Annotated in this window: 5 protein-coding genes; all 5 read left to right on the top strand. The window is 42.5% G+C overall.

What is annotated here, in order from left to right; genetic code table 11:
- The first annotated feature begins 2 nt into the window (after positions 1–2).
- The 5 genes from V7K36_RS20055 to V7K36_RS20035 all read left to right on the top strand — a co-directional run bounded on the left by V7K36_RS20055 (position 3) and on the right by V7K36_RS20035 (position 9,749).
- Positions 3–5,852, top strand: a complete 5,850-nt coding sequence (locus V7K36_RS20055) for an SDR family oxidoreductase (RefSeq protein WP_335118580.1) — start codon at positions 3–5, stop codon at positions 5,850–5,852.
- Positions 5,853–5,863: 11 nt separating this feature from the next.
- A complete protein-coding gene (locus V7K36_RS20050) occupies positions 5,864–6,259 on the top strand; it encodes a cupin-like domain-containing protein (RefSeq protein ID WP_335118578.1) in 396 nt (131 codons plus the stop codon).
- A 4-nt stretch (positions 6,260–6,263) separates the two neighbouring features.
- Complete coding sequence (locus V7K36_RS20045) at positions 6,264–7,814, top strand: condensation domain-containing protein (RefSeq protein ID WP_335118576.1); 1,551 nt, start codon at positions 6,264–6,266, stop codon at positions 7,812–7,814.
- A 19-nt stretch (positions 7,815–7,833) separates the two neighbouring features.
- On the top strand, positions 7,834–8,880 hold the full coding sequence (locus V7K36_RS20040) for a TauD/TfdA family dioxygenase (protein ID WP_335118574.1): 1,047 nt from the start codon (positions 7,834–7,836) through the stop codon (positions 8,878–8,880).
- A 113-nt stretch (positions 8,881–8,993) separates the two neighbouring features.
- The gene (locus V7K36_RS20035; RefSeq protein WP_335118572.1) at positions 8,994–9,749 is read left to right on the top strand and encodes a class I SAM-dependent methyltransferase; all 756 of its coding nucleotides are present in this window, start codon (positions 8,994–8,996) and stop codon (positions 9,747–9,749) included.
- Positions 9,750–9,839: the final 90 nt, after the last annotated feature.

Here is a 9,839-nt window from a genome sequence, read left to right as displayed (position 1 = left end):
GAATGAGTACTCAGATAGAATCTGCATCGAGAAATGGTTCAGAAATAGCGGTCATTAGTATAGCCGGACGTTTTCCTGGAGCCAAAAATGTTGATAAATTTTGGGAAAATCTCCAAAATGGCATAGAGTCAATTTCTTTTTTTACTGATGAAGAACTGTTATCTTCAGGGGTAGAACCAGCCATACTCAATGACCCCAAATTTGTCAAAGCACGGGCTGTATTAGAAGATGTAGAACTTTTTGATGCTTCATTCTTCGGCTTCAATCCCAAAGAAGCCGAAATCACCGATCCGCAACACCGGATTTTTTTGGAATGTGCGTGTGTTGCCCTTGAAGATGCCGGTTATGACTCAGAAACCTACAAAGGTTCGATTGGAGTTTATGCCGGAACTAGCTTAAGTAGCTACTTACTTAATGTTTATTTAAACCCAAATATTATTAGCTCTATAGATTCTCACCAACTTGCGATCGCAGGTGACAAAGATTATCTCACAACACGTGTTTCTTACAAACTTAACTTAACCGGGCCAAGTTATACAGTTCAAACCGCTTGCTCAACTTCATTAGTTGCTGTTCACTTAGCCTGCCAAAGCCTGCTGAATGGTGAATGTGATCTGGCTTTAGCAGGTGGTGTTTCCATAAGTTCTGCCAGAAAAAGTGGCTATTTTTACAAAGAGGGAGGAATTGGCTCTCCTGACGGACACTGCCGCGTCTTTGACGCCAAGGCACAGGGAACTGTTAGCGGCGAAGGTGTCGGTATTGTGGTTTTGAAGAGATTAGAAGATGCTCTAGCAGATGGAGATTCCATCCATGCAGTCATCAAAGGTTCCGCTATCAATAACGATGGATCTTTTAAGGTTAGCTACACCGCACCTCGTATAGATAGTCAAGCCAAGGTAATTAGAACCGCTCAAGTTGTTGCTGAGGTTGAACCCGAAACCATTACCTATATTGAGGCTCATGGCACAGGAACATCACTAGGAGACCCCATTGAAATCGCCGCTCTCACACAAGCTTTTCGCATCGGGACTGAGAAAAAGGGCTTCTGTGCAATTAGTTCGGTAAAAACCAACATCGGGCATTTAGATGCCGCCTCTGGCGTAACAGGTTTGATTAAAACCGTCCTAGCTCTCAAGCATAAACAGATACCACCAAGCTTGCACTTTCAGGAATCCAATCCCGAAATTGATTTTGCTAACAGTCCTTTTTACGTCAATACTTTCCTTGCTGAGTGGAAGACTAATGGCACTCCTCGCCGTGCTGGTGTTAGTTCCTTTGGCATTGGCGGGACTAATGCCCATCTGATTATTGAAGAAGCTCCTGCCGTCAAAGCCTCTAGCCCCTCTCGAACCTGGCAATTGTTGTTACTTTCTACCAAGACGAGTACAGCATTGGAAACCGCCACGGCAAATTTGGCAGATTACTTACAGCAAGATTCTGAATTGAATATCGCTGATGTCGCTCACACTCTTGGTGTCGGTCGTAAAGCTTTCGATCATCGCCGAATTTTGGTGTGCCAGAATCTTGAGGATGCTGTAAAGTCCCTGAAATCTCCAGAGCATCAACGAGTTTTGACACATTACCAAAAGCCCTGTCATCGCCCCATAGTGTTTATGTTTTCTCCACAGGGCGCTCAGTACGTGAACATGGCTTTGGAACTTTACCAGAATGAGCCTATCTTCACTTCACAAGTCGATAAGTGTGCAGAATTACTCAAACTGCATCTGGGTCTTGATTTGCGTTCTCTGCTGTATCCAAGTGAAGCACAAGCGCAAGAAACAGCACAGCAATTGACACAGACTCATATTACCCAGCCGGCGCTGTTTGTGATTGAGTATGCTCTGGCGGAATTGTGGATGGCTTGGGGTGTGCGTCCCGAAGCGATGATTGGTCACAGTATTGGGGAATATGTGGCAGCAACTCTTGCTGGAGTTTTCTCTTTGGAAGATGCCTTAGCGCTAGTAGCGAAGCGAGGACGATTGATGCAGCAACTTGCTCCTGGCGCTATGCTCTCCGTGCAACTTAGGGAGTCGGAGGTTCAACTCCTTTTGGATGTAGAGACGTTCTCTGGAACATCTCTACAAATAGCAGGAAGCAATGCACCATCTTCATGTGTGGTTTCAGGTCTGACTGAGGCAGTAGATGAATTGCAACAAAAGTTAGAGGAAAAAGGAGTTATCTGTCGGCGACTGCATACATCCCATGCCTTTCATTCCCAGATGATGGACTCGATCATTGAGCCATATACACAGCAACTAGAAAAAGTCAAGCTCAATCTTCCCCAAATTCCATTTATTTCTAACGTTAGTGGCACTTGGATTACTGTAGCAGAAGCAACAGACCCCAATTATTGGGCAAAGCATATACGGGAAACTGTGCGCTTTAGCGAAGGAATTGCTGAGTTGGTCAAAACACCTGAGCGCATCTTGCTGGAAGTCGGCCCAGGGCGGACTTTAAGTACTTTCGCACTTGCACATCAAAAAGATGAACTTGTGGTACTGACCTCAATACGCCATCCACAAGAGCAACAGTCCGATGTCGCATTTTTACTCAACACTTTAGGTCGGCTCTGGCTTTTAGGAGTCAAAGTAGATTGGTCTGGTTTTTATACAAATGAACAACGCCATCATATCCCTTTGCCGACCTATCCATTTGAGCGCCAGCGCTTTTGGATTGAAGAACAAAAACAGCTACTTCCAAAAAAACAGTTGCAAGCAACAGAGCTTTGGCAATTTCTGGTAAAAGCAAGTCAGAACCAAGCTAGTGCCGGAATAGCTGAGTTTGACGCTCAAACCTACCAGGAAAACAAACAGTGGTTGAATAGTTTATGTACAGCCTACATCAACCTTGCTCTGAGACGTTTAGGTGCTTTTGGTAACTCCGATGACAAGTATTCTTTTGAAGAGTTATTTGAGCAATGCCATATTATTCCTCGCTATCAGCAATTGTTATGTCGCTTTTTGGATGTGTTGGTAGAGCAAGGCCACTTACAGCAAGATCAGAAACTGTTTACTAAGTTTGTGCCATTTTCTACCGAGTATTTAAATACTCTGCTAGAAGAAATTAACCACAGATGGGCAGACACATCCCAAATGGTAGATTTAGATTTAATTAAGCAGTGTGGCGAAAATCTGCCAGCCCTGCTGATGGGGGAAAAAGAACCGTTAGAGTTGTACTTTGCTACGGCAGATCAAAAGGCAAAAACATCAGAATCTGAATTCTCTGTAAATACCTACTTAAAACGAATTCTCCGGGCAAGTCTGGAACAAGTGGTGAAGTCCTTACCGGAAGACGTGAACTTAAGAATCTTGGAAATCGGTGGTGGACAGGGTATTGCCACGACAGAATTATTGCCTATATTACCTCCAAAACAAACAAACTACACCTTTACGGATGTGGGTGGTTTGTTCTTGAACCGAGCCAAAGAAAAATTTGCTGCTTATCCTTTCGTCGATTATCGTTTCCTGGACATTCAAAAATCTCCCACTGAGCAAGGTTACTCCAGTCACGGCTTTGATGTTATCATTGCTGTAAATGTATTACATGTGACCCGTAATATTGCAGAAACTCTAGAGCACCTACGCTCTTTGTTAGCTCCTGGAGGATTTTTGTTGCTCTGGGAGATAACTAAACCTCAATTAGATTTTGACATCACAGACGGTCTGCTGATGAATCCCTTAGAGGATGAAGAACGCAGCCGAGGTAATCCATTTTTGTCCAAAGAGCAATGGCAAGAAAAACTGCGATCGCATGGGTTTGGTGAGGTCACTGTTTTCTCAGAAACAGAAGTTTTCGAGGAAGAAATATTTCTGGCTAGAGCTTCAACAACTGATTCAGCACCTACTGCATTTACAGTTTTGCTTCAACCTGAAGATGTTCAATTATCTCCAGACAAAAGACCTGATCTTGCCGACTGGTTTTACATTCCTTCCTGGAAGCGCTCCATGCCGCCGCAACCATTTATACCTGCAATTGGGAAAAATCAATCGGGATACTGGTTAATATTTATGGATGAGTGCGGCTTGAGCGAAAAAATGGTGCAGCAGCTAGCACTTGCGGGTCAGAATGTAGTTACTGTAAAAATCGGGCAGCAATTTGAGCGTGAGAGTGAGTGCAGATATACGATTAATCCTCAAGAACGGGATGACTACAATACTCTGTTTAAAGAACTGCGTAAACTAAATAAGATTCCCAACAAAATAGTTCACTTATGGAACGTCACACCCGAAATTGAACCAGAATCAGAAATTGAGTTACACCAGAAGATAGAGGCACTTGCCTTTTACAGTTTACTGTTTCTTGCCCAGGCAATTGGAGAACACAATCCAGCTGATTCCTTTCAAGTTACAGTTATCTCAAACAATATGCAGGCAGTAACGGGTGCAGAGGTGCTGTGTCCAGAGAAGGCACTAGTTCTTGGAGCATGTCAAGTCATACCGTTAGAGTATCTAAACATCAGCTGCCGTAGCATTGATATTGTTGTTCCAAAATCTGAAAGTAGGCAACAGCAGCAACTTATCCTGCAACTCCTAGCGGAACTAGTGAGCCAACCTTCCAACCAAATTATTGCTTACCGTGGACTCCACTGCTGGGTGCAAGATTTTGAACCAGTCCGATTAGATGCAACCGTTGCCGAAAATCCTCAATTAAGAGAAAGAGGAGTTTATCTGATCACTGGTGGATTGGGGGGAGTTGGTTTAACACTAGCAGAATACTTAGCACAGAGCGTAAAGGCAAAATTAGTCTTGTTGGGGCGATCGCTTTTCCCGGAACCAGGCGAGTGGGAAACATGGCTATGCACTCATGATGAACAAGATCCCATAAGTTCTAAAATTCGCAAATTGCAAAGCCTAGAAGCACTGGGTTCACAAGTTATGACCATTAGTGCTGACGTTGCTGACTCTGAACAAATGTCAGTAGCGATCGCAAAAGTCAATCAACGATTTGGTCAGATCAATGGAGTAATTCATGCAGCAGCAGTCCTTGGCGGAGGCATGATTCAACTAAAAACAAAAGAAGATGCAGCAAATGCTTTAGCACCGAAAGTTCAGGGAACACGAGTACTCGAAGCTCTCTTCAAAGAAACCAAGCTGGATTTCTTTGTTTTGTGTTCATCAATGAGTTCATTTATTGGGTCATCCGGGATGGTAGATTATACCGCCGAGAATGCCTTCCTTGATTCCTTCGCTCAGTACAGTGCTTCCAAACATAGCACATTCATCAAATCTATTAACTGGGATAGATGGAACAGTTTAGGAATGGCAGTTCCGGTCGAAGCACGCCATCAGGAGATAACAGGAGAAGAATTGACAGGAGGAATGACTTCTTTTGAGGGGATTGAAGCGTTTAAACGTATTTTGTGCAGTACCACAGTTCCTCAGGTGATTGTATCAACTCAAGATTTTTCCAGCCTGATGAAGCCAAAGGAATCAGCTAAGTCCTTAGAGGAAAAATTAGCCCAGCTGAGTCAATCCAAATCAACCCACTCCCGCCCTAATCTTGCGAATGCTTATGTTGCTCCTCGCAATGAAATTGAGCGAAACCTTACTGACATTTGGCAACAACTTTTAGGTATTGAACAGGTAGGCATTCACGACAACTTCTTTGAATTGGGAGGAGACTCTTTATTTGCCACTCAATTAGTTTTTCAACTGTGCAAAACTTTCCAAATAGAACTTTCTTATAAGGGATTTTTTAATCAGCCGACAGTAGCTGAGTTAGCTGAGGTTATTGTACAAAAGCTGGCAGAGCAGACTGATTTGGAAGATTTAACTAGAGCTTTAGCAGATATTGAACAACTATCAGAAGATGAGGCGCAGACAATACTTGCTTTACAAAACTTAAGTAATTAACTGAGTTTGATATGACTATTGAATCACCACTTTCTTTCTCTGAAATTATTGGGTTGAGTTTTTTGACAATTGGGCTGATTGTTGTCACGCGTTTAGTCATATATCTGCTGAAGAGAACGTGGCACAAGACTAAATGTAAGTTGGTATGGATGCCAATTGATTCTGTTGAGCGTCGCAGTAACCTTTCGGATGATGAATTTGTCAAGGAGTATGCGTTTGTTGGTAAGCCAGTCATCATCACTGACGCGATGAAAGACTGGACAGCCATGACAAAGTGGATTTTTGATTTCTTCAGGTCAAAATATGGAGCAATCACAGTTAACGTGAAAGAAGACAGCACAGAAAATCAGGGAGCAACGACTATTGCTGATTACATTAATTACAGAATACTTGCTTTGGAAAACTAAGTAAATGAGTGACCTTTCCCAACGAATTGCCGCTCTCTCGCCGGAGAAACGCAAGCTTCTTCTGGAACGGCTTAACAATAAAAAAGGGGACGTCTTATTGCGATCGCAAATAGTCCCTCAAAGTCGCGAGTCCAACTCGTTTCCCCTATCCTTTGCCCAGCAGCGCCTGTGGTTTCTCGACCAGTTGCAGCCTGGTCATAGCGCCTACAACATCTTCCAGTCCATGCGTGTGGTAGGATGGCTAAATCTGGGGGCGTTGGAGCAAAGCTTCAAAGAAGTAGTGAGGCGTCACGAAGTTTTAAGAACCACATTCACTACAGTGGATGGTCAATCGATACAAGTTATTGCTCCGACCCCTACTTTCAGACTACTAGTGGTAGATTTGCAACAACTTCCCAAAGACAAGAGGGAAGTTGAGGTTATACGACTGGCTCATGAAGAAGCTCAACACTCTTTCAACTTAGCCAAAAGTCCCTTACTGCGAGTTACTCTACTGCGGCTAACGGAGACAGATCATGTGTTATTGTTGACCATGCATCACATCATCTCTGATGGCTGGTCATTAGGCGTGCTTATTTGTGAGATCGCAACCCTTTACGAAGCCTTTTCTCTGGGAAAACACTCACCACTTCCTCAACTATCCATCCAGTATGCAGACTTTGCCGTTTGGCAACGACAATGGTTACAAGGAGAGCAACTAGAAACTCAAGTTGCTTACTGGAAGCAGGAATTGGGTGATAGCCTACCTACACTCGAACTACCCACTGACCGTCCCCGACCAAGAATTCAGACTTTCTCAGGAGCAAGCGAATCTCTAGCGTTACCCAAAACCTTATCCGACAAGCTTAAAGCTCTGAATCAACGGCAAGGTATTACGCTATTTATGATACTACTTGCAGCGTTTGGGACTTTGCTTTCCTGGTACACAGGGCAAGAAGATATCGTCGTGGGTACTGACATCGCCAACCGCAACCAAGCCGAGACCAAGGGATTGATCGGGTTCTTTGCCAACCAACTGGTATTGCGTACCGATTTATCAGGAAATCCTACCTTTCTAGAGTTATTAGAACGAGTCCGCGAAATGACCCTGGAAGCCTATGCTCACCAGGATCTGCCCTTTGACAAACTGGTAGATGCTCTGAATCCGAAACGGGAGTTGAATCGCTCACCGTTGTTTCAGGTAAAGCTAGTTTTGGAAAATACCCAAACCCCGTCTTTAGAACTTCCAAATCTGACTATAAGCTCCTTAAAGGTCGAAAATAAAACAGTGCAGTTTGACTTGCTCCTAGAGCTAAATGAGACAGAGAAAGGACTATTTGGTGTATGGGAATATAATACAGAGCTATTTGACACTGCCAGTATTGTCCAGATGTCGAGAAATTTTGAAATACTTTTAGGCAAGATTTCGACACATCCAGAAGCTAAATTGAATGAGCTAAAAACAATTCTCTCTGAAGCAGACAAGCAGCATAATCTCGCCCAAGAACAAGTTTATCAAAACACTATTCAACAAAAATTAATGAACGTTAAACGCAGAACTAATAGCAGATTATAAGCTTAAGGAAATACAAATTATGACAAGAACTGAATCTCAAGGATACAATATCAATCATTTAGGAATAGTCAGACGTAAGAGTGTCAATCTATCGCCAGAAAACTTAATAAAAACAGAGTTTATTCAGTCTGACACTAACTTTCCTTTAGTGATAAAACCTAGCATCAAAGGTGTGAATCTGGAAAACTGGGCTAAGAACAATTGTCAATTTGTCAAAACCGAATTGTTGAAATATGGAGCTATACTTTTTCGGGATTTTAAAGTTAAATCAGTAGAGGAATTAGAGCAAATCATCGCAGCTATTTGTGGAGAAGCAATGGAGTATCGTTATCGGGCATCTCCACGAACTCAAGTAGGCGGTAGAATTTATACTTCAACTGACTACCCTCCTGAGCAAAGTATCTTTCCTCACAATGAACACGCTTACTCTCCTACCTTTCCGTTAAAAATATTCTTCTTTTGTATGAGTCCAGCGCAGGAGGGAGGAGAAACCCCAATTGGTAGTTGTCGAAAAGTTTTTGAGCGGATTAATCCAACTATCCGCGATCGCTTCATTCAAAAGAAAGTCATGTATATGCGTAACTTTGGCGATGGATTTGGTCTTCCTTGGCAAACTGTATTTCAAACAACAGATAAAACAAGGGTAGAGGAGTATTGCCAAAGTAATGGAATTAAGGTTGAATGGAAAGAGGACGAGCGCTTAAGAACTCGACAAGTTGGCCCAGCTATTATCAAGCATCCTCTCACAGGCGAAATGGTTTGGTTCAATCACGCGACTTTTTTCCACGTTTCCACGTTGGAACCAACAGTACGCGATTCATTGTTGACCAATTTGAAAGAAGAAGATTTACCCACTAATACATATTATGGGGATGGTTCACCAATTGAGCCATTAGTGTTAGCTCATCTTCGAGAAGCTTATCAACAGGAAATGATCACTTTTTCTTGGCAAAAGGGAGATGTATTGATGCTAGACAATATGTTATCAATACATGCCCGCAATCCATTTATCCCTCCCAGAAAAATTTTAGTAGGAATGGCTGAACCCCATAGTCCCTTGCATTGACATCATAAACATCAAGCAATAGATATGTAAAAAAACTACGTAAGTTAATTTTTTCATGTCTATTGTTCAGAATTTAATTTCAGAAAATTATGTAGATTTAGGAGAAAAATTCGATGTCTTCAAAAGCTATTTACTCAGACTATGATTATCGAGCTTGGCTATATAACAAAGAGGCTCAAGAAATCCTTAATCCAACACTACTACCGTTAGACAAATTGTTGTTATCAGATATACCGAAAGAAGCACATATTCTCGACCTCGGTTGCGGTACCGGACAACTAGCACAACATCTGCTAATAAAAGGGTGTAAAGTGACAGGACTCGATGGGTCTGAGGAAATGTTGCGCTTTGCTCGTGAGAATGCGCCAGGTGCTGAATTTATTGTTGCTGACGCACGCTACTTTGAATTCCTGTCTATCTTTGATGCGGTTGTTTCTACAAATTGTGTCCTTAACTATGTCCTCACCCTTGAGGAATTAAGGTCAGTCTTTTGTAACGTACATACAGCACTTGTGGAAAATGGTCTGTTCGTCTTTAACTTGGATGCAGAAAAAGCGTATCAGAAATATCTGCAACCTTCCCTGACTGGGAATGTCAAAGACGAGTATGCTTGGGCGGAGCTACAGAGATATGATCCAGAAAACAAAATAAACCGACGCCAACTAACTATATTCAATTTGGTAGAAGGAAACTGGCAGCGTTCAGATACTACTCTACTAGAGAAATGTCATTCCAACACCGAAATTAAGTCTACTCTGGAAAATGTGGGCTTTGCGGAAGTTAGTATTTATGATGCAAAACGTGATTTTAGAATACACGGGGAGGCTGGTAGTACCTATTTTGTTTGCCGGAAACAGCTAAATACCTAAGCCTGAAAAGCTGAAGATAGCTTGGAGTTAGAAAGGGTGGCATTGAATATTAATTTTTTGTGTTTCATGTAATCCTTGGCTTGCTGAAAT

This window comes from Nostoc sp., from assembly GCF_036919555.1.
Classification (GTDB): Bacteria; Cyanobacteriota; Cyanobacteriia; order Cyanobacteriales; family Nostocaceae; genus Nostoc.
This window is presented reverse-complemented; position numbering and strand designations above follow the sequence as displayed.